General features: G+C 71.3%; 15 protein-coding genes, 2 tRNA genes and 1 pseudogene. 5 read left to right on the top strand and 13 right to left on the bottom strand.

Annotated elements, in window-relative coordinates; genetic code table 11:
* The first annotated feature begins 245 nt into the window (after positions 1 to 245).
* Positions 246 to 2,444: an elongation factor G-like protein EF-G2 gene (locus tag AB0J12_RS16665; protein WP_363265009.1), complete on the top strand. Its 2,199-nt coding sequence runs from the start codon at positions 246 to 248 to the stop codon at positions 2,442 to 2,444.
* A 184-nt stretch (positions 2,445 to 2,628) separates the two neighbouring features.
* Entirely contained in the window at positions 2,629 to 4,284 is a 1,656-nt protein-coding gene (locus tag AB0J12_RS16660; RefSeq protein ID WP_363265148.1) for a hypothetical protein, read from the top strand.
* Between the two features lie 42 nt (positions 4,285 to 4,326).
* Here AB0J12_RS16660 and AB0J12_RS16655 read toward each other — a convergent pair whose 3' ends face one another.
* The 4 genes from AB0J12_RS16655 to AB0J12_RS16640 form a co-directional block, all read right to left on the bottom strand.
* Positions 4,327 to 4,875: an HIT domain-containing protein gene (locus AB0J12_RS16655; RefSeq protein ID WP_363265008.1), complete on the bottom strand. Its 549-nt coding sequence runs from the start codon at positions 4,873 to 4,875 to the stop codon at positions 4,327 to 4,329.
* 82 nt (positions 4,876 to 4,957) lie between these two features.
* Complete coding sequence (thrS, locus tag AB0J12_RS16650) at positions 4,958 to 6,934, bottom strand: threonine--tRNA ligase (protein WP_363265007.1); 1,977 nt, start codon at positions 6,932 to 6,934, stop codon at positions 4,958 to 4,960.
* A 238-nt stretch (positions 6,935 to 7,172) separates the two neighbouring features.
* Positions 7,173 to 8,381 (bottom strand): hypothetical protein, encoded by a 1,209-nt coding sequence (locus AB0J12_RS16645; protein WP_363265006.1) that lies wholly within the window; start codon positions 8,379 to 8,381, stop codon positions 7,173 to 7,175.
* On the bottom strand, positions 8,378 to 8,944 hold the full coding sequence (locus AB0J12_RS16640) for a DUF4365 domain-containing protein (RefSeq protein WP_363265005.1): 567 nt from the start codon (positions 8,942 to 8,944) through the stop codon (positions 8,378 to 8,380). Before AB0J12_RS16640 ends, AB0J12_RS16645 begins: the two co-directional genes overlap by 4 nt.
* A gap of 168 nt (positions 8,945 to 9,112) precedes the next feature.
* Here AB0J12_RS16640 and AB0J12_RS16635 point away from each other — a divergent pair, with 168 nt between their 5' ends.
* Positions 9,113 to 9,838 (top strand): 3'-5' exonuclease, encoded by a 726-nt coding sequence (locus AB0J12_RS16635; protein WP_363265004.1) that lies wholly within the window; start codon positions 9,113 to 9,115, stop codon positions 9,836 to 9,838.
* Positions 9,839 to 9,884: 46 nt separating this feature from the next.
* Here the strand turns inward: AB0J12_RS16635 and AB0J12_RS16630 are convergent.
* Positions 9,885 to 9,956, bottom strand: a tRNA-Val gene (locus AB0J12_RS16630).
* Positions 9,957 to 9,995: 39 nt separating this feature from the next.
* Positions 9,996 to 10,442: an SRPBCC family protein gene (locus AB0J12_RS16625; RefSeq protein ID WP_363265003.1), complete on the bottom strand. Its 447-nt coding sequence runs from the start codon at positions 10,440 to 10,442 to the stop codon at positions 9,996 to 9,998.
* Between the two features lie 100 nt (positions 10,443 to 10,542).
* Here AB0J12_RS16625 and AB0J12_RS16620 point away from each other — a divergent pair, with 100 nt between their 5' ends.
* Positions 10,543 to 12,924 carry a hypothetical protein gene (locus AB0J12_RS16620; protein WP_363265002.1) on the top strand — a complete coding sequence of 794 codons (2,382 nt, stop codon included), beginning with the start codon at positions 10,543 to 10,545 and terminating at the stop codon, positions 12,922 to 12,924.
* A 16-nt stretch (positions 12,925 to 12,940) separates the two neighbouring features.
* Here AB0J12_RS16620 and AB0J12_RS16615 read toward each other — a convergent pair.
* From AB0J12_RS16615 to AB0J12_RS16585, 7 genes and pseudogenes are all read right to left on the bottom strand, one after another.
* Positions 12,941 to 15,675 (bottom strand): annotated as a pseudogene (locus AB0J12_RS16615) (Tat pathway signal sequence domain protein).
* Between the two features lie 126 nt (positions 15,676 to 15,801).
* Positions 15,802 to 16,449 carry a hypothetical protein gene (locus AB0J12_RS16610; RefSeq protein WP_363265001.1) on the bottom strand — a complete coding sequence of 216 codons (648 nt, stop codon included), beginning with the start codon at positions 16,447 to 16,449 and terminating at the stop codon, positions 15,802 to 15,804.
* A 10-nt stretch (positions 16,450 to 16,459) separates the two neighbouring features.
* Positions 16,460 to 17,368 carry a carbohydrate ABC transporter permease gene (locus AB0J12_RS16605; protein WP_363265000.1) on the bottom strand — a complete coding sequence of 303 codons (909 nt, stop codon included), beginning with the start codon at positions 17,366 to 17,368 and terminating at the stop codon, positions 16,460 to 16,462.
* Positions 17,365 to 18,321: a sugar ABC transporter permease gene (locus AB0J12_RS16600; RefSeq protein ID WP_363264999.1), complete on the bottom strand. Its 957-nt coding sequence runs from the start codon at positions 18,319 to 18,321 to the stop codon at positions 17,365 to 17,367. The genes AB0J12_RS16605 and AB0J12_RS16600 overlap by 4 nt, the downstream gene beginning before the upstream one ends.
* 34 nt (positions 18,322 to 18,355) lie before the next feature.
* The gene (locus AB0J12_RS16595; RefSeq protein ID WP_363264998.1) at positions 18,356 to 19,642 is read right to left on the bottom strand and encodes an extracellular solute-binding protein; all 1,287 of its coding nucleotides are present in this window, start codon (positions 19,640 to 19,642) and stop codon (positions 18,356 to 18,358) included.
* Between the two features lie 1,050 nt (positions 19,643 to 20,692).
* Positions 20,693 to 20,764: transfer RNA gene (locus AB0J12_RS16590), tRNA-Val, on the bottom strand.
* 94 nt (positions 20,765 to 20,858) lie between these two features.
* Positions 20,859 to 21,320, bottom strand: a complete 462-nt coding sequence (locus tag AB0J12_RS16585) for a TIGR02611 family protein (RefSeq protein WP_363264997.1) — start codon at positions 21,318 to 21,320, stop codon at positions 20,859 to 20,861.
* A 190-nt stretch (positions 21,321 to 21,510) separates the two neighbouring features.
* On the opposite strand from AB0J12_RS16585, the gene AB0J12_RS16580 reads away from it, so the two are divergent.
* Positions 21,511 to 21,924, top strand: coding sequence for an SsgA family sporulation/cell division regulator (locus AB0J12_RS16580; RefSeq protein ID WP_030011909.1), 414 nt, complete (start codon positions 21,511 to 21,513; stop codon positions 21,922 to 21,924).
* The last annotated feature ends 120 nt before the right edge of the window (positions 21,925 to 22,044 follow it).

The following is a 22,044-nucleotide window of genomic DNA, read 5'->3' as shown; positions in this document are numbered from 1 at the left end:
TGCGGCCCCTGCTGGCCACCGGCTGGCCCATCGTAGCCACGCGCGCGTACGGGCGAGGGCCGGGCACCCGCAGCCGTGTCACACATCGGCGCACGCCGGGCGCCGCCGCGCTCGCGTCCCTCGTATGGACGCGGCGTTACGGGAGTGGAAAGCTCGAAGGACGCGGGCGTCGCCGGAGCCGCCCACACGCGGCCTCCCGCGTGTCCGCGCCCACAGTGACCTCACCGTGCACGGGAGGCAGGATCATGGGCGACAAGGCACAATCCCACCCCGGAGCCGCCGGCAGGGCTACGGCGGCCGACCACCCCGCGTCCATTCGGAATGTGGTGCTGGTCGGCCACTCCGGATCGGGCAAGACGACTCTGGTGGAGGCTCTCGCGCTGACCGCGGGAGCGGTGAACCGGGCGGGCCGCGTGGAGGACGGCGGCACCGTCTCCGACCACGACGACATCGAGCACCGCCAGCAGCGCTCGGTGCAGCTGTCCCTGGTACCCGTCGAATGGGACAGCATCAAGATCAATCTGCTGGACACCCCGGGATACGCCGACTTCGTCGGGGAACTGCGGGCCGGTCTGCGCGCGGCGGACGCGGCCCTCTTCGTCGTCTCGGCCTCCGACGGGGTGGACGGCTCGACGCGCATGGTGTGGGACGAGTGCGCGGCCGTCGGCATGCCGCGCGCGATCGTCGTCACGCACCTGGAAGCGGCCCGCGCGGACTTCGAGGAGATGACCCGGATCTGCGCCGAGGCGTTCGGCGGTGACGACCCCGACGCCGTGCTGCCGCTGTACCTGCCCCTGCACGGCTCCCAGGGACCCGACGGGCACGCGCCCGTGACCGGTCTGGTCGGGCTGCTGACGCAGAAGCTGTTCGACTACTCCTCCGGTGAGCGCAAGGAGTCCGAACCCGGCGAGGACCAGCTGCCGGACCTCACCGAGGCCCGCAACCGGCTGATCGAGGGGATCATCGCCGAGAGCGAGGACGAGACCCTCATGGACCGCTATCTCGGCGGCGAGCAGGTCGAGCTGAAGACACTGATCCAGGACCTGGAGCGGGCCGTGGCACGCGGCACGTTCTTCCCCGTCCTGGCCGCCGCCCCGGCCGCCGAGGGCGCCAAGCAGGGCATCGGCACGGTGGAGCTGCTGGAGCTGATCACCGGCGGGTTCCCGACCCCCTTCGAGCACCCCACGCCCGCGGTGACCACCATCGACGGCGCGCCGCGCGAGCTGAAGCCGTGCGACACCGACGGACCGCTGGTCGCCGAGGTCGTCAAGACCTCCTCCGATCCCTACGTCGGCCGGATCTCCCTGGTCCGCGTCTTCTCCGGCACCCTGCGCCCCGACCAGACCGTCCACGTCTCCGGGCACGGCCTGGCCGACCGCGGTCACGAGGACCACGACGTCGACGAGAAGATCGGCGCCCTGTCCGCCCCGTTCGGCAAGCAGCAGCGGCCGGTGGCGCACGCCGTCGCGGGCGACCTGGTGTGCGTGGCCAGGCTCAGCCGCGCCGAGACCGGTGACACGCTCTCCGCCAAGGACGATCCGCTGCTGATGGAGCCCTGGCAGATGCCGGACCCGCTGCTGCCGCTGGCCATCCAGGCGCACAGCAAGGCCGACGAGGACAAGCTGTCCCAGGGCCTGGCGCGGCTGGTCGCCGAGGACCCGACGATGCGCCTGGAACAGAACCAGGACACCCACCAGGTGGTGCTGTGGTGCCTGGGCGAGGCGCACGCCGACGTCGCGCTGGAGCGGCTGCGCAGCCGCTACGGAGTCCAGGTCGACGTCGTACCGCACCAGGTGTCGCTGCGGGAGACCTTCGCGAACAAGTCGGCCGGGCGCGGCCGGCACGTGAAGCAGTCCGGCGGGCACGGGCAGTACGCCATCTGCGAGATCGAGGTGGAACCGCTGCCGGGCGGCTCGGGCATCGAGTTCGTCGACAAGGTGGTCGGCGGGGCCGTCCCCCGGCAGTTCATCCCGTCGGTGGAGAAGGGTGTGCGGGCGCAGGCGGCCAAGGGGGTCGTGGCCGGCCACCCGCTGATCGACGTGCGGGTCACGCTGCTCGACGGCAAGGCGCACTCGGTGGACTCCTCCGACGCTGCGTTCCAGACCGCCGGCGCGCTCGCCCTGCGGGAGGCCGCTGCCGACGCGAAGATCCATCTGCTGGAGCCGGTGGCCGAGGTGTCCGTGCTGATTGGCGACGAGTACGTGGGCGCCGTGATGAGCGACCTGTCCGGCCGGCGTGGCCGGGTCCTGGGCACCGAGCAGACCAGCGGCGGGCGCACCCTGGTGCGGGCCGAGGTCCCCGAGATCGAGATCGGGCGGTACGCCATCGATCTGCGGTCGATGTCCCACGGCACGGCGCGCTTCGACCGCCGCTACGTGCGGCACGAGCCGATGCCGGCGCAGGTCGCCGAACGGATCCGGGAACAGGAGCGCGCGGCTTCATAGTTGGCACCGCCCGCGCACAACCGGCGTGCGGGCGGGGCGCTTCCGGCTCGGCGGGCGGCTCCTTCAGCCGTCCGCCGACGGATGTCAGTGTGTGCGGATACGCTGATGACCTGATCAACAGGTGTGCGCAGGACGGAAGTCGGGAAGGCCGCAGAAGCGAGCAATGCGGCGACCGGGGGTGGGGATGAGCGTGGACGGCGGTTACGCGGACTTCTTCGGGCCACAGGTGCCGCGCACCGGCGACGCGGGCCAGACGGCGACGTTCGCGCTGGCCTCCGCGGCCTACCGGGACAACCCGATGGAGGAGATGAAGAAGGCCGACAACGAGTGGCACCAGTCGGAGGTGAAACCCGGCAAGCTCGCGCTGTTCCGGCCGAACCTGGGCGAGGCGTTCGCCCGCGCGGTCGTGGACCGCATGATCGGCGAGGGCCGCAAGCCGCTCATCCAGTCCTTCGGCGCCGAACCGCAGGTGGTCGTCGAGCACTGCCTGGCGGCGAACAACATCCGCCGGGACCGCGACAACCGGCTCACCGCGGCGATCGTGCTGTGCGGAGTGCTCTTCCTGCCCGGGTTCCTGGTCTGGCTGCTGGTCTTCCAGATCCGCACCACCATCGACAAGACGGACAACAGGCGTGCCTCGGCGCTGGCGACCACGCTGCTCGTCGCGGTGGCCGCGCTCGCCGTGGTCTTTCTGCTCCGCATGCCGTTCAGCGGCTTCTGGGGCTGGTACGCCCGCGCCGCCGTGGTGATGCCGGTGGTCGGCTGGTTCTGGGCCCGGCGGATCTGCGAGCGCACCGCCGTGGACCTCCGGGAGCGCTGGAACAGCCTGCTGTCGGGCAGCAGCGTCGGCGCCAAGGTGCCCGAGGCCGTGCCCACCGGCCCGCGTGAGACCGCCGCCGAGCAGCTGCGCCAGTCCCTGGCCCGGCTCGGCGCCGAGCAGCAGTCGAACTCGGTCTTCTACGCAGGCCCCAAGGGCATCCTCGGCATGGGCACCCGCTGGGGCTCGTGGCAGCTCGCCGAGGAGCTGGTGCCGGCCGATCCCGGCCGGGAGATCCACCCCTTCCGCAGCTGGGACGTGATCCGCTCGATCCACGACCAGCTGCGCATGCTGGAGCGCGGCCCGCTGAACACCGGCGGCTTCCCCGCCCCGTCGATACGGCACTGGGTCGTCACGCCGATCGGTGAGAACGCCAAGGAGGTGGCCCGGCCGTCGGGCACGGACGTCGAGGCCTACCAGGTCAAGTCGCACGCGATACAGGACATCTGCAACAAGCAGCAGTTCGGCGCGGGTGACCGGCACTACCTGGGCGTGCAGTGGACGCTGTGGGACGGGCAGCTGGTGATCACCATGCTGATCACCGTGACGGTGCTGCACGCGACGCTGCGCATCGAGGTCACCGGGCATGCGCTGGGTCCGGTCAATCCGCTGTTCACGACCAAGCCGGAGGCGCCGACCAAGGAGGTCGCCAAGTCCTTCAAGCCGTGGGAGACCCGCAAGATCAACCTGCCCCTGGTCACCACCAACGAGGTGGTACGGCTCGCGGTGCGGGCGCCGCTGACCTGGTATCCCCCGGCACTGAAGTGGCTCGGCGGCACGATAGGGCTGCCGGAGCCGTTCGGTCTGCGGCACGCGTGGGCGGACCAGCCGTGGCGGCACCGCTTCATGGCGGACGACGCGCTGCGGGCGGCGACGCCGGTCCTGCGCGTGGTGCACGCGGCGGCGATCAAGGTGCTGGAGGAGAACGGGGCGGACACGGAGAAGTTCGGCACGCGCTCGGCGTTCCTCAGCACGGCGGTCCAGGACGCGTCGCCGAAGAAGGCGGACGTCTACGACGCGTGAGCGGTGCCCGCAGCCGCGCAGGCTGCGGGCAGCCCGGTCACATCACGCCGCCGGCCAGGCCTCCGCGAGCATCTTGCGGGTGTCGGCCAGGAGCTGCGGCAGCACCTTCGTATGTCCGACCACCGGCATGAAGTTGGTGTCGCCGCCCCACCGGGGGACGATGTGCTGGTGCAGGTGGGCCGCGATGCCCGCGCCGGCCACCGAGCCCTGGTTCATGCCGATGTTGAAGCCGTGCGCGCCGGAGGCGGTGCGCAGCGCCGTCATGGCCTGCTTGGTCAGCTCGGCGAGCTCCGCGGTCTCGGTCTCCGTGAGGTCGGTGTAGTCGGCGACGTGGCGGTACGGCACGGTCATGAGGTGGCCGCCGTTGTACGGGTAGAGGTTGAGCACCGCGTACACCTGCTTGCCCCGCCTGACGATGAGCCCGTCCTCGTCGGACTTGGCCGGGAGTGAGCAGAAGGGGCAGCCGTCGTCCGCCCCCGGGCCGGTCGGCTTGTTCTCGCCCTGGATGTAGGCCATCCGGTGGGGCGTCCACAGGCGCTGGAACGCGTCCTGCGTCCCCACTCCGATCTGCTGTTCCGGCTCACTCGTCATGCGTGCAGCATATGGCGTCCGGGTGAGGGACAGGGCAAGGCCCCCGGCGACATCGAGTCACCGGGGACCTGCTCAAGCGGGGTCAGATCTGCGCCCGCTCCTCGACGACCTTCCTGATCTTCGCGATGGCCTCGTCGAACGGGATGCCGTTCTCCTGGGAGCCGTCGCGGTAGCGGAAGGACACCGTGTTGTGGCCCATGTCCTCGTCGCCCGCGATGACCATGAACGGCACCTTCTGCTTCTGGGCGTTGCGGATCTTCTTCTGCATACGGTCGGAGGAGGAGTCCACCTCGACCCGCAGGCCCTTCTCCTTCGCGGCCTTCGCCCACTGCTGGAGGTAGTCGACGTGGGCGTCGCCGATCGGGATGCCGATCGCCTGGACGGGGGCGAGCCAGGCCGGGAAGGCGCCGGCGTAGTGCTCCAGGAGCACCGCGAAGAACCGCTCGATGGAGCCGAACAGCGCGCGGTGGATCATCACCGGACGCTGCTTGGTGCCGTCCGCGCCGGTGTACTCCAGGTCGAACCGCTCGGGCAGGTTGAAGTCGAGCTGGATGGTCGACATCTGCCAGGTGCGGCCGATGGCGTCCTTGGTCTGCACGGAGATCTTCGGGCCGTAGAACGCGGCGCCGCCCGGGTCGGGAACCAGGGGCAGGCCCTGCTTCTCGGCGACCTGGCGCAGCGTCTCGGTCGCCTCCTCCCAGGCCTCGTCCGTCCCGACGTACTTCTCCGGGTCCTTGGTGGACAGCTCCAGGTAGAAGTCGGTCAGGCCGTAGTCGCGGAGCAGGCCGAGGACGAAGGTGAGCGTCTTGTCGAGCTCCGACGACATCTGCTCGCGGGTGCAGTAGATGTGCGCGTCGTCCTGCGTGAAGCCGCGCGCACGGGTCAGGCCGTGCACGACACCCGACTTCTCGTACCGGTACACGGTCCCGAACTCGAAGAAACGCAGCGGCAGTTCACGGTACGAACGCCCGCGCGCGTCGAAGATCAGGTTGTGCATCGGGCAGTTCATGGGCTTGAGGTAGTAGTCCACGCCCTCGTCGAGCTGCATGGGCGGGTACATGCCGTCGGCGTACCAGTCCAGGTGGCCCGAGGTCTCGAAGAGCTTCCCCTTCGTGGCGTGCGGGGTGTAGACGAACTCGTAGCCCTCTTCCTCGTGGCGGCGCCGCGAGTAGTCCTCCATGACCCGGCGGATGATGCCGCCCTTGGGGTGGAAGACGGCGAGGCCGGAGCCGATCTGCTCCGGGATGGAGAACAGGTCGAGCTCGCTGCCCAGCTTCCGGTGGTCGCGCTTCTCGGCCTCGGTGAGGAAGTCGAGGTGGGCCTTCAGCTCGTCCTTGGACGGCCAGGCGGTGCCGTAGATGCGCTGGAGCATGGGGTTCTTCTCGCTGCCCCGCCAGTAGGCGGCCGCGTTGCGCATCAGCTTGAACGCCGGGATCAGGCGGGTGGAGGGCAGGTGCGGACCGCGGCAGAGGTCCTTCCAGCACAGCTCGCCGGTCTTGGCGTCCAGGTTGTCGTAGATCGTCAGCTCGCCGGCGCCGACCTCGACGTCCGCGCCGTCGTCGCTGGAGGCGGCACCCTTGAGGCCGATCAGCTCCAGCTTGTAGGGCTCGTTCGCCAGCTCCTCGCGAGCCTGCTCGTCGCTGACCACGCGGCGGGCGAACTTCTGCCCGCGCTTCTGGATCTCCTGCATCTTCTTCTCGATGGCCTTGAGGTCATCGGGATGGAAGGGCTTCTCGACGTCGAAGTCGTAGTAGAAGCCGTCCTTGACGGGCGGGCCGATGCCGAGCTTCGCCTCGGGGAAGAGCTCCTGCACCGCCTGGGCCATCACGTGCGCGGTGGAGTGGCGCAGGATGTCGAGGCCGTCCTCGGAAGAGATCTCGACGCCCTCGACGGACTCGCCGTCCTGGAGGACGTAGGCGAGGTCCTTCAGCTCGCCGCCCACGCGCGCGGCGATGATCGAGCGCTCGCCGGCGAAGAGATCGGCGGCCGTAGTGCCCGTCGTCACCACGCGTTCTTCCCGCTCGGAATCGCGCTGGATGATCACACGGACGTCTGACACCGGTCTCTCCTGACTGAAGGTGGGGATGCGGCGCCATACCGGAGCGCACGCACGAGTAAGGATCGTACCGACCCGATACCCCCGGAGGCGAAACCGGTGCGGGGAGCGAGCCAGGGTGAACTCGTGACCGAGGGTGAGTGCAGCCCACCCAGGAGCGCGGGGAACTGCGCCACCGGCCACGACGCACCCGCACAGGCCGCCGCGGGCGCCCGCGACCAGCCGCCGGCAGGCAACCCGCTCAGTCCCCTCCGCACGCCTCCTCGAAAAAGTCCAGGTTCTCCTGGAGCGACTTGATCAGCCGGTCCCGCTCCGCCTCGTCCACCTCGACCGGCACCACCCCGGACACCCCCGTGAGCCGGCGGAAGCCGCCCCGGCTCTCCAGTCGTCCATGGACCCGGACCGGCAGCCCGACCAGATGCGCGTGCCCGGCGATGCGGTAGTCCTCCTCGTCGAGGGTCAGCCCTACGTGCGGAACCTCCGCGCCGGCGAGGACGCGCAGCCGTATCGTCCCCTCGCCGCGCGGGGCAGCGCGGCGCATCCGCACCACCGTCCCCGTCAGAACCACCGGCACCGCGGGCTCGGCATGCAGATAGCGCGCCCCGGCCTCCCGCAGCACCGTCAGATCCCCCGGCGAGAACTCCACCGGCTCCCCGTCCGCCGCGCAGCCCTCCGGAATCCCCGCCCCCGGCGCCCACTGCACCGCGACCCGCGCCCCCTCCGTCCCCTCCACGAGCGCGATCAACGCCTCGGTGAACTCCCGGCTGACCCCCGCCTGCACCGCGCCGTCGAACGCGTCCATGCCGCCGGTGGCGCGCTGGTAGTCGACGGCCTCGCGCGCCGCGTACAGCGCCTGCTGCAGCCGCACGGCCAGCGGACGTGCGGAAGCGACCGGCGCGAACGCGGTCAGGCCGGCGCCGTCGCCCCCTGCCCCGACCAGCACGTGGTCCAGCAGTGCGGCGGCCGGCCGGCGGTGCCGGGCCCCGTGGTACCCGGCCCGCGCCCGAGTGGCCAGCGCCGCCGCGAGCAGCATCCGCCGGGCGGCGCCGCGCAGCCGCTCGTCGGCGGTCCAGGCCGCGCTGCCGGCCGGTCCCGCGGGCGGGGCGTCCCGCCACCAGCGGATCTCGTCGCTCGGCACGGCGAGGGAGACGAGCACCTCGCGCGCGGACGGCGTACCGCTGCGGGCGAGCGCGTCGAGCGCCTCCCCCAGCAGATCGTCACTGTCGGGGAAGGCGCGGCTGACCGGCACGAGCAGGCTGGTGCCGGCCCCGCCCGGCCCGGGCGGTGTCCAGCGGCCGTAGCGGCCGGGGGCGCCGCCGCGGCGCTGCCAGCCGTGCCGGTGCAGCAGGGCGGTGAGGACGGCCGGGTCGACGTCGCCGGACGCGGGCGGACGCTCCGGGAAGATCTCGGGGTGGGCCCGCGGGACGTCCCGCGGTGGGCGGTGGGTCATGGTCTGCCTCCCGTCCCGACCCGCGTCATGATCTCGCACAGCGCCCGGTCGTCGAAGATGCGCGAGGTCGGGATCCGCACGGTTGTGCGGTTCCGCCCGGTGATCGGGTGCCCGGCGAGGTTGACCCAGTAGCAGCAGTGCCGCAGGTCGAGCCGGTCGTGGCCGGCGCGCAGCCACTGGTCCTGGGACCGCGGGACGATCATGACGACGAGGATCTTGTGCACGGAGACCGGTGTGCGGGCCAGCTTGCGCAGGTGGTCGTTGTCGAGCGTGAAGGAGAAGGAGCGGCCCGGTGGATGGGGCGCGACCTGGTACGTGGCCTTCAGCTGCACCTTGATGGTGACCTCGTCGTCCACGGTGTGCCCGGGCGAGCCATGGCTGACGTGCCAGTCGATGCCGTTGTCCGGGAACGGCTGGGACAGCGAGCACCCCGCGGCCGCCGCGACCGCGTGCAGATAGCCCACCTGCAGTGTCTCCATGCAGGCGGTGGTGGCGAGTGTGCCGCGAAGGGTGGCCGTGCGATCGGGCAGCAGCCCGCCCCGCTCGGGCTGCGCTATCGCCATGGCGAACAGCCTTCCACGCAAAGTGATTCCCCGCTGCGGGCCGCTGAACTGCAAAGACCCGTACTCCTGTTGTCTCCTTCCGGCGTACGGCGCAAACAGCCCGGGTATCACCGAAACGGGCAGAAGACGGTGCGTCAACTGCCGACGGTGAACGAGGGGTTGTTGGGTATGGCGTGCTGGTACGAGGGGCCCCTGGCCGCTTTCGACACGGAGACCACGGGTGTGGACGTCGAGACCGACCGGATCGTGTCGGCTTCCCTCGTCGTCCAGGACGGTCCGGGCTACCGGCCGCGGGTGAGCCGCTGGCTGGTCAACCCGGGCGTTCCGGTGCCGCAGGAGGCGACGGCGGTGCACGGACTGACGGAGGATCATCTGCAGCGCAATGGCCGCTGGCCGGCGCCGGTGATGTACGAGATAGCCGAGCAGCTGGCCGAACAGGCGCTGGCCCGCCGCCCGCTGGTGGTGATGAACGCGCCGTTCGACCTGACGCTGCTGGACCGTGAGCTGCGCCGGCACCGGGCCTCCAGCCTGGACCGCTGGTTCGAGCGGGCCCCGCTGCTGGTGCTGGACCCACGGGTGCTGGACAAGCATCTGGACCGCTACCGCAAGGGCCGCCGCACGCTGACCGATCTGTGCGCGCACTACGGCGTCACGCTGGACGAAGCGCACGACGCGGCGGCGGACGCGCTGGCCGCGCTGGAGGTCGTACGGGCCCTGGGCCGCCGGTTCGCCGCGCGGCTGGAGCGGCTGACCCCCGCCGAGCTGCACACCCTGCAGGCGACCTGGCACGCGGCACAGGCCCGCGGTCTGCAGGCGTGGTTCGCGCGCAGCGGTTCGGAGGAGGAAGTGGACCCGGCGTGGCCGCTGCGCCCGGAGTTGCCGGCGGCGGCGTGAGAACGCGGAAGGCCGGTCCGCTGCTGCGGACCGGCCTTCCTCCCGGTGGGCGATACTGGGTTCGAACCAGTGACCTCTTCGGTGTGAACGAAGCGCTCTCCCACTGAGCTAATCGCCCGGGAACGCACTGAACAATACAGGTGCCGGCGCGCTTCCTTCAAACCGTTCCGAGATACGCCACGAGTCCGCGCCGCCCGGCGCGCATCATCAGCCGGTGGTTGGCGCGGAACAGCGGCCGTCCGGGCACGGCCAGCCGCCTCAGCAGCGGCTTGTTCACCTCGACGACCTGCTCGTAGTGGACGAGGCTGCCGGGGCCGGCGGGGGTGACCGTCCAGCGCGCCCAGCCGTCGATGTCGCCGGACATCGCGATCTCCAGCACGCCGGCCGCCGCGTCGCGGCGCACCGACCGCGCGGTGAACGTCACGGCGTACGGCAGCAGGGAGCGGATCGTGATCACGCCCGTCGTGTCGTCGAGCCGGGTCGCCGTGCGCACCTGGGGCCACCAGCGGGGATAGTCCTCGGCCCGCTCCAGGACGGCGAAGACGGCGGCCGGCGGGGCGGGCAGGGGCCACTCGCTGAGGAAGCGGTAGTGCGTCCAGTCCATACGCCGAGTCTGCCCGCCCGGGGCCCCTGACCGGGACCTGAGTACGTTCTGAGTACGTGCGCTCATGCCGTACGGCGTGACACGGCCCACACTCCGAACCATGACACACCTTCCGCCACCGGCCGAGGAGCTGCGGCTCATCGACGCCGAGCTGTGGCAACTGGACGCCCGCCGGGCCCAGTTGCTCGCCCGCCGCGCCTGGCTGGTCGCCCGTCTGCCCTCGCTGCCGCCGCACGCCCCGGTGCCGTCCGCGGCCACGCCCGCGCAGCCCGGCGCGGAGGCCTCCGCCCCGCGGGTGCAGAACCTGCTGCTGCTCCTCGGCGGCCTGCTGCTGACCATCGCGGCGATCGCGTTCACGCTGGTCAGCTGGGGACACCTGGGGATCACCGGCCGCTCGCTGGTGCTGGGCGCGGTCACGGTGGCCGCGCTGGCCGCCCCGCTGCCGCTGCTGGGGCGCGGCCTGCGGTCGACGGCCGAGGCGGTGGCGGGGCTCGCCCTGGCACTGACGGTGCTCGACGCGTACGCGCTGCACGAGGCCGCCCTCACCGGCGTGGACGGCACGGCGTACGCGGCCGGGGCGTCGGCGGTACTCGCCGCCGTGTGGACGGGCTACGGGCTGCTGCCGCGCACGGCTGTGCTGCGGCTGCCGCGTCCGGCGGCGCTGGCCGCGGCCCAGCTGCCGCTGCTGCTGTGGGCGACGGCGGCCGACGCGGGGCGCTACGGGATCACCGCAGCGCTGCTGGTGACGGCCGCATGCGACACGGTCGTGGCGCTGCGCGCGCCGGCCGGGGCGGTGCGGATCACCGCCATGGTCGGCGCGTACGGCACGGGGGCGTGGGGCGCGCTGGCCGCGGCCGGGCTGTCGTGGACGGCCGGTGGTCCGGGCGCCGGGGCTCGTGCGGCGGGACTGCTGCTGTTCGCGGCCGCCGTCGCGCTGGCCGCGGCCCGGGACGAACGTGCCGAGGGGCACGCCGTCGGGCTCTCCACCGCGGCCGGTCTGCTCGTGGTGACCGCGCTCGGCGGTACGGCCCGCCCGGCCCTGCCGGTCACCTGGACCGTTCCGGTGCATCTCGCCTTCGGTATCGCGCTGTTGGCGGCGCAGCGGGCCGGTCTGCCGGAGCCGGTGCGGCGCGGCCTCGCCGTCGCCTCCGCCGCCGTCCAGGCCTTGGCGGTGCTGTGGGCGCTGCCGCTGCTCGCGCTGACGCTGATGGGACCGGCCACCTCGGTGACCGGGGTGTGGTCGGGGGCGCCGGGCGGTGCCCGGGAGGCCGTGACGGCCGGTGAACCGTGGCTGCCGCAGCTGCAGAGCGCCCCGCTGGTCCTGGCCGCCGTCGCCGCCGTCCTCGCGCTCGCGGTCCGCGACGTCGCATGGCGGCCCCGGGCGCTGACGGGCGCGTCGGCGCTCGGGTGGGGCGCGGTCGTGGTCGTACCGGTGGCGCTGGACGCGCCGTACCCGGCGGCGCTGCTGGTGGAGGCGCTGGCGACGGCGGGCCTGCTCGCGGCGGCGGCGCGGAGCCGGACGGCCGGGCGCGCCGAGGCGCTGCCCGCGCTGGTGCTCGCCCTGCTCACCTCGGTCTCGCTCGCGCTGCTGGCACTGCCGGTGCGGTCCGCGACCCTGGGGGTGCTCACCGCCCTGACGGCGCTCTTCGCGGCCGCCTCCCTGAGGCCGCGCCTCGCCCCGGTGACGGCCCCGGCCGCGCTCGGGTACGGCGCCGCCCTGGCCTGTGCCCTGGGGGCGGCGGCGCACGGGGCGCCGTGGCACACCGCGCTGCTCGTGCTCGTGGTCCCGTCGGTGGCGGCGCTGCTCGCCGCCCGGATCGCCGACGTGCCGACGACCGTGGCGGTGGAGGCGACGGGCGCGGCCGCCGGTCTCCTGGCGATCGCACTCGCGGTCACCGAACCGGCGATGCTCGCGCTGGTGCTGTCCGCGTGCGCGGTGATCGCCGCCGGGACGGCCGTGCGCGCCGACCGCCGCCCCGCCGCCTACGCGGCCACCGCGCTGTTCGCGCTGGCCGCCTGGGTGCGCCTCGCGGCCTGGGACGTCACGGCACCGGAGGCGTACACCCTGCCGGTGTCCGTCCCGGCGCTCGCGGTGGGCGTCCTGCGCCGGCGCCGGGATCCGCAGGCGTCGTCGTGGGCGGCGTACGGGCCCGGTCTCGCGGTGACGCTGGTGCCGAGCCTCGCGGCCGCCTGGACCGATGCGCACGCCACCCGGCCCTGGCTGCTGGGCGCCGCGGCGCTGCTGGTCACCCTGCTGGGGGCCCGGCACCGGCTGCGGGCGCCGCTGCTGCTGGGCGGCGGGGTGCTCGTGCTGGACGCGCTGCACGAACTGGCCCCCTACCTGGTGCAGGTCGCCGACGCCCTCCCCCGCTGGGTACCTCCCGCACTGGCCGGAGCCCTGCTGCTCGCCGTCGGCGCGACCTATGAACGGCGCCTGCGGGACGTGCGACGGGTGCGGGAGGTGCTGGGGCGGATGAACTAGCCCACGGAGCCCACGGCTACGGCATCCTGTCGCCCAGCAGCGCCAGGTTCTCGATGGCGGCGAGGCCGTACAGCGCGGTGTCGTTGCTGGACACCCAGGCGGCCTCGCTGCCCTCGACGAGGGTGGCGGGACCGGTCAGCCGCTCCGTCTTCCAGGGCGCGGACTCCTTGTAGCCGTCGGAGTCGTAGAACTTCTCCCACGCCCGCTTGGCCAGCTTCGCGTCGCCGGTCTGCACGGCGGCGTAGGCGTCCAGGCGGGAGTGGCCCTGGAAGAGGATCAGCGAGCCGAAGTTGGAGCCGTACCGGGCCGCCTGCTCGGCCTTCGTGGCGTTGAAGTAGCGGCAGTAGTCGAGGTAGGCCTCCTTGAACTTCGGCATGTCGACCAAGTGGATGAGTTCGGCGCACAGTTCGTTGAGGCCGAAGACAGCCGACAGGTGCGAGACGCCGACGACGGGCTGCGTGGCGACGGCGAACTCGCCCGTGTCCAGGTCGTACAGTCCGCTGCCCTGGACGAAGCCGTTGGGCTGGGCGGCGATGCCCTCCATCGTGGACAGCACCCGCGCCTTGGCCTTCTCCCACTTGGGGCCCTTGCGTTCCCACTCCGTCAGCCAGGCCGACACCAGCCCGCTCCAGTCCGTGCCGAAGCCGATGGACAGGGCGTGCCGGTCGGGCGTGTACGGGTCGGTGCGGACCTTGCGCTGCGGGTCGAGGACGAGGAACGTCTCGTCGGAGTCGACGTTGGCGGCCATGAGGTCACCGACGCGTTCGTCGGCGGTGAGGAAGTAGTAGAAGCGGCGGTAGGTGGTGTTGGCGATGCGCTGCTGCTTGGCGCTGTCGGCGTAGTGCTGCACGCCGTGCCGGGTGCCGAGGCCGGCCCACTGGCCGATGTGGTAGACGTCGACCTCGCCGGTGTGCCGGGTCATCGCCTCGGCGAAGCGGAAGATGTCCGCGCGGCCGGAGCGCAGATAGGCGTACCAGAGCCACAGGTCGGGCGACAGCTCGGAGTTGTCCCAGGCATAGCCGCCGATGTCGTAGCGCCACACGTGCCGCGCGGCGTCGTACGTGTGCATGATGTCGCCGTAGTCCCAGAAGCCGTACCAGCGGCGCATCTCCACCTGGTCCTTGTAGTGGGTGAAGAGGAAGTCCAGGTGGTCCTCGATCTTCGCCTTGGCCGGGGTGGAGCGGTCCGGCTCGGAGTACAGGCCGGGGCCGAACACCTTGGCCTTGATGAGCTGCTTGGGCGGCGCGGCGAGCTGCGGGAGCGTGCGGACGGCCTGCACCTGCTGGGCGAGGGCGTCGGCGGTGGGCGTCGACTCGTTGGCCCAGAAGAGCAGTTCGGAGGTGCGGGCGATGCCGTAGGGGGTGCCGAAGCCCGGCTCGTAGTCCTCGTAGGTGATGTTGAGGCCCTCGAGCTGCTCGGCGTAGGTGTCCTGGCCCATGCCGTCGTGGTAGAAGCGCAGGTCCATCGGCTGGGCCTCGGGCGACCAGAGCCACAGGGTGACCTCGGCCTCGTCGGTCCGGGCGCCGCGGATGTCGAGCTGGGCGGGGAACTTCTCCCAGAAGTCGCGCAGGCCGAAGGAGAAGCCGCCGCTCACGCCGCCCACGTAGCCGAACCCGGAGGCGCGCCGGCCGCCGCCCGCGGTGATCCAGCCGTGGCCCTTCTTGGTGCGCTTGCGGACGGTGAAGCCGTCGGCGGAGAGCTGGGAGAGGGTGTAGTCGCCCCACTCGGGGATGTACTGCAGGCGCGTGGTGACACGCTGGTCCCAGGTCGCGGGGTCGGGCAGCTTCCTGCCCTCGTACTGGGCTGACTGTACGGCCGCGCCGGGGTCGCGGCGCAGGCCGGTGATGCCCTGGACGGCCTCGCGCAGCAGGCCGGTGCCCTCGCCGCCGATGCGGATGTGCCGGTCGTAGGCGGCGTCGCGCATCGGCACGGTGAAGCGCACCCCGAGGCCGCGGATGAAGTCGCCGGACGCCTTGCCGGGCTCCTGGGTGCCGTCGTAGGTGAGGGTGTGCACCATGCGGAAGGACTCGGCGCCGGCGTAGAAGTAGAGCCGGATGGAGAACGGCAGCCAACTGCGGTCGCCCTTGCGGTGCTTGCCGTCGATGCGGACGACGGCGCGGACCGGGCCCTCCTGTTCGACGGTGACCTTGTCGATCGCGCCGTCGAAGCGTTCGGTCTTGACCGCGCCCTGGTCCTCGTCCTCGATCTCGGGCTGGCGGATCAGGACCAGCCTGCCGTCCTTGGCGATCTCGGTGGAACCGCGGGTGACGGACTTGACGAGGGTGGAACCGTTCTTGCCGATCTTCGCGGTGATGACCCCCGTGGAGACGGTGACGGTACCGCCGCCGCTGTCGACGGTCACCTTCTTCTCGGGGGCGGCGGGGGTGCCTGCGGTCACGGTGAGCTTGCCGTTGCCGGAACTGACGGCGTGCGCGTCCACTTCAGGGAGCCGTCGGGCCAGTACGCGAGCGGCCAGGTCTGGACGGGGACGGCCTTGCCGTCGGCATCGGTGAGGGCGAAGGTCTGGTCCTCCTGATGGGCGCCCATGGGCCAGGGCACGCCGACGGTGGAGCCGGGGGCGGCGCCGAGGCCGCCGTCCTCGAGCCAGTCCAGGGTCACCGGGTCGGTGTCGGCGGCGCCGGCGGTGGCCACGGCCTGGGCGTCCCTGCTGCCGAGCGCCCAGCTGAACTGGGCGGCGGCTCCGGCGACGGCGGCGGCCTTCAGAAGGGATCTGCGCGGGATGGAAGACATGGGGTGCCGTGGGTCCTTTCCGTACGGGGACGTGCGGAGGCATGCGGGGGCAAGGCGTGCAGGGGCAGGGCAGAGAGAGGTGCGGGCGCGCGGGGGCGCAGCCCTGGGCGCGGTTCGGGGCGGAGGTCAGCGGTGGTGCCGGTACCGCGTCTCGACGGCGAGGGCCGCTGCCGCGACGGCTCCGAGCACCGGGACCGCCAAGGGGGCGACGAACCAGCCGGACAGCGCCACGACGGCGAGCCCGGCCACGAGGAGGAACGATCCGGCGGGATCGCGCACGGTACGGCGGCCCGCGTCCGTGAGCAGCGCGCGCCATCCGGCTCCGGGCGTCCAGGTGGCGGCGGCGCGCATACCGGTGACGGCCAGGCCGATCAGCGCGGCGAGACCGACGGACCCGACCAGCGGCCCGCCGGGCAGCCCGGCGCCCGCGGCCTGGACGTCGACCCACACCATGGCCGCCAGCACCCAACCGACGAGCCCGGCGAGCCATCCACCCCGCAGGGCGGCCCGGAAGTCAGCGGCGAACTCGCGTAGCCCGCCCGCCTCATGAGCGGTACCGCGGCGCAGATGCCGGCATCCGGCGGCGAACGCGGCCGGACAGGTGACGACGCCGAGCGAGGCGATCGCGATCCACACGCCGGTCAGCAGACACTCCGAGAAGAGAGCGAACCTTCCCCAAGCTCTCGACTCCGCTCGAGCAGGGGAGACCCCATTGGCGAGGGCGGACTCGCGGGGCTCCTTGCGGCCGAGCGCCTTGGTGCGGGCCTGTGCCATGGGTGCCGCCTCAGCCCTTCAGTCCGGAGGTCGCCATGCCGTCGATGAGGTACCGCTGGAAGGCGAGGAAGAACAGCAGCACCGGCAGCAGCGCGACCAGGGACATGGCGATCATGCCGCCGTAGTTGGCGACGCTCTCCTGGTCGCGGAACATCATCATGCCGAGCGAGACGGTGTACTTGCCGGGCTCGTTGAGGTAGATCAGCGGGCCCATGAAGTCGTTCCAGGCGTTGATGAAGGTGAAGATCGCGCTGGTGATGAGCGCGGGCCGGCACAGCGGCAGCACGATCGACCAGTAGATCCGCAGATGGCCGCAGCCGTCGATGCGGGCGGCCTCGTCCAGTTCGCGCGGCAGGTTCCGCATGAACTGCACCATCAGGAAGACGAAGAACGCCTCGGTCGCCAGGTACTTGCCGAGCAGCAGCGGCACATAGGTGTTGATCAGCTCCATCTTCTGGAACATCACGTACTGCGGGATGAGCAGCACGTGGTACGGCAGCAGCAGCGTGCCGATCATCAGGCCGAACAGCAGGTTCCGCCCGGCGAACCGGATCTTGGCGAAAGCGTACGCGGTCAGCGAGCAGGAGATGAGGATGCCGGCGACCGAGACGAGCGCGTAGAAGAGGGAGTTCTGGAAGAACGTCCGGATCGGGATGTCGGCGATGCCGTCGGCCAGGCCCTTGAAGTTGCCGAGGTTCGGCCTGGCGGGGAACAGCTCCAGGCTGCCGATGATGTCCCGGCTGGGCTTGAAGGAGGCACCGACGACCCAGACGACGGGGTAGAGGACGACCGCGAGGACCAGCAGGGCGCCGATGTGCCAGGCGAGCGATCCGGTGCGCCGGCGGCCGAGACCGGAGGACCTGGGGGCGGCGGGCGTGGGGACGGCGGGGGTGGGGGCGGTGGGAGTGGTGGCGCTCATCGGGCGTCCTCCGCGTAGTGCACCCACTTCTTCTGCGACCAGAACAGCACGGCCGTCACCAGGGCCACGGCGAGCAGCAGCATCCAGGCCATCGCGGAGGCGAAGCCCATCTGGGACTCCTTGAAGCCCTTCTGGTACAGGTAGCAGGTGTAGACGAGGGTGGCGTCGGCCGGACCGCACTGCGTGTTGGAGACGACGTAGGCGGAGCCGAAGATCTGGAAGGAGTGGATGGTCTCCAGCAGCACGTTGAAGAAGAGCACCGGGGAGATCATCGGCAGCGTGATGCTCCAGAACTGACGGAACCGCCCGGCGCCGTCCATCTCCGCCGCCTCGTACAGCTCTCTCGGCACCTGCTTCAGCCCCGCCAGGAAGATCACCATCGGCGCGCCGAACTGCCACACCGTCAGTGCGACCAGGCAGTACAGGATCCAGTCCGGGTTGCCGACCCAGCCCCCGATGTCCATGCCGAACAAGGACAGCCCGCGGTCCACGACGGCGTCGTCCGAGAACAGCGCTCGCCACACGAAACCGACGGACACGCTGGCGCCGATCAGCGACGGGGCGTAGAAGGCGGCCCGGTAGAAGGCCTGCCCGCGCCGGCTCTGGGCGAGCAGCAGCGCGACACCGAGGGCGAGGAGCAGCTTCAGTGGCGTGCCGATGACGACGTACTTCGCGGTGACCTCCACCGACTTCTGCCACCGCGGGTCGTCGAACATCCGGGTGAAGTTGTCCAAGCCGATCCACTTGGGGGAGGCGAAGAGGTTGTAGTCGGTGAAGGCGAAGTACAGCGAGGCGACCATGGGGCCCGCGGTCAGGAGCAGGAAACCCGCGATCCACGGGGACATGAACAGATAACCGGCGAGGTTCTCCCGGCGGCCCCGCCGCTTGCCGGCGGCGGGGGCGGCGGAGCGGACCTTCCGGGTGTCGAGCGGTGAGTCCTTGACGAGCGTCACGGGGGTTCCCATCGAATTCCGGGTGAGGTCCGAATCAGGCCTGGAAGGCGGCCTCGGCCTCGGAGAAGAACTGCTTCACCGCGTCCGGGACCTTCGTCTTGCCCTGGGCCATGTCACCGCCGATGCGCAGGAAGGCGGCCTCGACGGTGTCGGCTCCCGACGGGTGCGGGGTGATCGTGCCGAGGACGCCCGCCTTGGCGGTGTCCTTCTCGTACTGGGCGATCTCCTTGTTGACCGGGTCGGCCGGCCGGTACGCCTGGTACTGCTCGGTGCCGGCCAGGATTCCGCGGTCGTAGCCCATGATCTTGCCGACCTCGGGGTCGTGGACCATGAAGTCGATGAACTGCGCGACCTCCTTCGGGTGCTTGGTGCGCGCGGAGGCACTGAGCATCAGAGAGGCCAGGTACTGCCCGGTCTGCTTGCCGTCCGTGGTGGGGACGGGGGCGAGGCCGTACTCGCTGTCACCCTCGGCCGTGTAGCGGACGGTGAAGTTGTCCCAGGTGAATTCCGAGGCGCCGTGACCGGCGGTCACGGATGACTTGGGCTTGTCCTGCTCGACGATCTTCGGATCGGTGATGATGCCGGCCTTCACCCGGTTGTAGGCGTCCGTCCACCACTCCGTCAGGTCGGCCTGCTCGAAGCCGAGTCCGTCCTTGGTGAAGAAGGCCTTGCCGTGCTGCCGCAGGTAGAGGTCGTACAGGTACATGATGGCGAAGTAGCCGGTGTCGCCGGCCACCTTCGTCTTGTCGTGAATGGTCTTCAGGGCCTTGAAGTACTCGTCCCAGGTCCAGCCCGGCTTCGGCTCCACGCCGGCCTTCCGGAAGAGCTTCTTGTCGATGACCAGCGCCATGGTGTTGGAGCCGACGGGGATGGCGAGCTGCTTACCGTCCACCTCACCAACGGATGTGACGCCGGATCGGAAGTTACTGAGCCTCAGATTCCCTGCGTCGATCTGGGACTTGAGGTCGAGAAGGACTCCGCGCTTGTCGTACTTCCTAAGAAATGCGACGGAGTTCTGGAAAACATCCGGGGGATTTCCGCCCGCGGCCTGCGTCTGGAACTTCTCCCAGAAAGAGACGTAGTCCTGGAAGTCGGTCTTCACCTCGATCTTCGGGTACTTCTTCTCGAACAGTGCGATCGACTGGTTGATCCTCTTGGCGCGCTCGTCGGCACCCCACCAGGAGTAACGGATCGTCACCGTGCCGTCGGCCGCCGTGCCGTCGCCCCCACCGCAGCCGGTGGCCGCGGCCAGGCCCAGCGTGGCCATGGAGGCGCCGGCCGCCCTGAGGATCGTGCGCCTGTCAACATTCCCGGTTCCCATGATCGGGCCCTCCCCGCAGTGTGTGCTCGCCGCCTCGTGAATCGTTTCAAGTAAGCGCTTGCTGGCACAAGGTACGGAGGGGTGGGGAGTGCGTCAATGATTCGCACAGGATTTTCTTGCGGGGCACGCTGGGGGGTGGTGGCGGGTGGGGGTGCGGGGGTGGCGACGGGCGAGGGATGGCGCAGGTGGGGAGGGGTGGTTCGAGGAGTGGGACGGGGGGCGGGGTGAGGTGGATTGAGGGCCGGGCCGGGGTGGAAACCGTTGGGGCGCCGGTGCGGGGCAGACGGGTGCCGGCAGGGCCCTCGCGCGGCGGGGGCGGGGGCGGCTCTGCGGCAGGCAGCGGGTGGCTGGGAACGTGGATCGGCGGCGGCCACGCGTGCCGGCCGAGACTCCGGCTCGGGCCGCGCCCGGCGACAGGCGGATCGACGGGAGGCAGGGGTCGAGTCGTCCGACCGCGTGACGGAACGGCCGACGTCCGGGCGGCGGCCCGCCGGACCAGCTCGCCCGGCACGGAGGAGGCCCACGCGTCACACAGCCGCGCGCCCGTCGTGCCGGGTCTTCGCCGCCGCGCCCCGACGGACGGCAACCGACCTCTCACGTGCAGAAACGACGCGGGGGGGGTCCCGCGCCGCACAGAACCGCACCGACAGCGCCGGTCCGCGGACCGAGGACCCCCGCCGCCACGCCTGGCCGACCGCCTCCGACTCCCCGCCGCCATGCCCAGCCGACCGGCCGCCACGCCACGCCCCGCCGACCGCCCCCGGCGCCCCGCTGGAGACCCACCAGGTGCGGCACGGGGGCCCTGCCTCCCACAGCGGCGCGCCAGCGGCATCCGCGCGCCCGAAAACGCCGCCGAGCCGCCTGCGGTCTGCCGCCGGGGATACGGCATCGGCCCCGCCCCCGAAGGCGCCGGCGCCGTGCACAGCCCACGCTTCCCCAAGCGGACGCGGTACCTCACCAGCCGTAGGCGACCACGCACCGCCGGGATGGTTCCGCGCATCAAATGACACCGGCCCGCCTGCGTTGTCGCAGGCGGGCCGGTGTTCCGGGTGGGCGATACTGGGTTCGAACCAGTGACCTCTTCGGTGTGAACGAAGCGCTCTCCCACTGAGCTAATCGCCCGGACGCAGGAAGAACATTACCCCATGTCAGGGGGTGCCTGTGACCACCCGGGGACCCGGCAGGGCGCCCCGCGCCGCCCGCGCCCCGGTGCCTGTCACTGATCCTTGATCTTCCACGGCATCACGAGACCGAACTTCCACACGTAGAAGCCGACCAGCGCCGCCACGATGACCAGGCCGATACTGGTGAGGATGATGTTGCGCCGCCGTACCTTGGGGTCGAGCGCCTTGTGGGCCGCCTCGGTGACCTTCCGTTTCGTCCAGCGGAGCACCAGCTGTGCCCAGACGAACTCCGTCGCCCAGATCGCCATGCCGCCGAAGATCACGACCCACCCCGGCCCGGGCAGCGGCAGCATGACGATGCCGGCCGCCACGACCGCGAGGCCGATCACGAAGACGCCCACCTGCCAGCTCAGATGGAGCATCCGGCGGGACTTGATGAATTCCGGCGCCCGGGAACCGAGACCCCGCTCGCCCTCGTTCGTCTGCGCCTCCTCCGGCTTCTCGCCGTCCGCCGACACGACAACCTCGCCAGAACCGTCACTCCCCGTATTCATACGGAGAAACTTTACCCGAGGGAAACCAGTCACCGGAATGGACGTAGTTCGCGAAGATCTCTCGGCCGGAAGAGTTACGTAAAGACACGCAAAACCCTCAGAGGGGTTTACAACGGCACCGTAGGTGGCATGTCGATTTCGCCGACGTGCGAATCCCCGAGCGCACACTGAGCGAAAGGCCCTGGCGCTTATGAACACCACGGTCAGCTGCGAGCTGCACCTGCGCCTCGTTGTGTCGAGCGAGTCCTCCCTGCCTGTCCCCGCAGGCCTGCGGTACGACACGGCCGACCCCTACGCCGTGCACGCCACTTTCCACACCGGAGCCGAGGAGACCGTCGAGTGGGTGTTCGCCCGCGACCTCCTCGCCGAGGGGCTTCACCGACCCACCGGCACCGGCGACGTCCGTGTCTGGCCGTCGCGCAGTCACGGTCAGGGCGTCGTCTGCATCGCCCTGAGCTCGCCGGAGGGCGAAGCCCTGCTCGAGGCCCCTGCGCGGGCCCTGGAGTCGTTTCTGAAGCGGACGGACGCCGCCGTGCCTCCCGGCACGGAGCACCGGCACTTCGATCTCGACAAAGAGCTCTCCCACATCCTGGCGGAGAGCTAGGCCGCGGCCCTCACCAAGCCGCCCGGCGCCGTCCACTCGGGGAGACGGCTCGGGCCAGGACAACCGCACAGGGCATGCGCCGACGTCGTCTGAGCAGTTCGCTGCCAGACGGCGTCGGCG

It is taken from the genome of Streptomyces sp. NPDC049915 (assembly GCF_040656475.1).
Classification (GTDB): domain Bacteria; phylum Actinomycetota; class Actinomycetes; order Streptomycetales; family Streptomycetaceae; genus Streptomyces.
This window is presented reverse-complemented; position numbering and strand designations above follow the sequence as displayed.

Coding starts and splice junctions, on each gene's coding strand:
- AB0J12_RS16610 (WP_363265001.1), bottom strand. CDS start 16,449: ATGGCACAGGCCCGCACCAAGGCGCTCGGCCGCAAGGAGCCCCGCGAG.
- AB0J12_RS16595 (WP_363264998.1), bottom strand. CDS start 19,642: ATGGGAACCGGGAATGTTGACAGGCGCACGATCCTCAGGGCGGCCGGC.
- AB0J12_RS16620 (WP_363265002.1), top strand. CDS start 10,543: ATGACACACCTTCCGCCACCGGCCGAGGAGCTGCGGCTCATCGACGCC.
- AB0J12_RS16625 (WP_363265003.1), bottom strand. CDS start 10,442: ATGGACTGGACGCACTACCGCTTCCTCAGCGAGTGGCCCCTGCCCGCC.
- AB0J12_RS16635 (WP_363265004.1), top strand. CDS start 9,113: ATGGCGTGCTGGTACGAGGGGCCCCTGGCCGCTTTCGACACGGAGACC.
- AB0J12_RS16645 (WP_363265006.1), bottom strand. CDS start 8,381: ATGACCCACCGCCCACCGCGGGACGTCCCGCGGGCCCACCCCGAGATC.
- AB0J12_RS16585 (WP_363264997.1), bottom strand. CDS start 21,320: ATGAATACGGGGAGTGACGGTTCTGGCGAGGTTGTCGTGTCGGCGGAC.
- AB0J12_RS16640 (WP_363265005.1), bottom strand. CDS start 8,944: ATGGCGATAGCGCAGCCCGAGCGGGGCGGGCTGCTGCCCGATCGCACG.
- AB0J12_RS16660 (WP_363265148.1), top strand. CDS start 2,629: ATGAGCGTGGACGGCGGTTACGCGGACTTCTTCGGGCCACAGGTGCCG.
- AB0J12_RS16605 (WP_363265000.1), bottom strand. CDS start 17,368: ATGAGCGCCACCACTCCCACCGCCCCCACCCCCGCCGTCCCCACGCCC.
- AB0J12_RS16655 (WP_363265008.1), bottom strand. CDS start 4,875: ATGACGAGTGAGCCGGAACAGCAGATCGGAGTGGGGACGCAGGACGCG.
- AB0J12_RS16665 (WP_363265009.1), top strand. CDS start 246: ATGGGCGACAAGGCACAATCCCACCCCGGAGCCGCCGGCAGGGCTACG.
- AB0J12_RS16580 (WP_030011909.1), top strand. CDS start 21,511: ATGAACACCACGGTCAGCTGCGAGCTGCACCTGCGCCTCGTTGTGTCG.